General features: G+C 67.5%; 1 protein-coding gene. It reads left to right on the top strand.

The features are described from left to right. Positions 1–264: 264 nt before the first annotated feature. A partial coding sequence (locus tag AB0C16_RS40215; RefSeq protein WP_357691417.1) for an argininosuccinate synthase domain-containing protein occupies positions 265–662 on the top strand: 398 nt, incomplete at its 3' end.

Raw genomic sequence — 662 nt, 5'->3', positions numbered from 1 at the left:
CACGCTTCGGCCGACGCGCCGTCCAACACCTCGGCCGGAGCGGCGCCCTCCCACACCCGCACCACCGGGCTCACGGTCTCCTTGTCACGGCCGTCCACCGTGCCCCCTTTCGTAAGGTGCCGATGCTAGAGCCGCTCCGGTCGAGAAGCCTCGGCATTTCCCGACCGAACGGTCGCGTACACCACCCTGACCTGCTGTTTTGACAAACAATACGGAGGACTGCATAGTTATACCCATCAGTGATTGCACCGTAAGGAGAAACCCGTGACCGAGCGCGTCGTACTCGCCTACTCGGGCGGCCTGGACACCTCCGTCGCCATCGGCTGGATCGCCGAGGAGACGGGCGCCGAGGTCATCGCCGTTGCCGTGGACGTCGGCCAGGGCGGCGAGGACCTGGACGTCATCCGCAAGCGTGCGCTCGACTGCGGTGCGGTCGAGGCCGAGGTCGCGGACGCCAAGGACGAGTTCGCCGACGAGTACTGCCTCCCGGCGATCAAGGCCAATGCCCTGTACATGGACCGCTACCCGCTGGTCTCCGCGCTCTCGCGGCCGACCATCGTCAAGCACCTGGTCGCCGCCGCCAAGAAGCACGGCGCCACCACCGTCGCCCACGGCTGCACCGGCAAGGGCAACGACCAGGTCCGCTTCGAGGCCGGCATCTC

It is taken from the genome of Nonomuraea sp. NPDC048916 (genome assembly GCF_040649575.1).
In the GTDB taxonomy this organism is placed as follows: Bacteria; Actinomycetota; Actinomycetes; order Streptosporangiales; family Streptosporangiaceae; genus Nonomuraea.
This window is presented reverse-complemented; position numbering and strand designations above follow the sequence as displayed.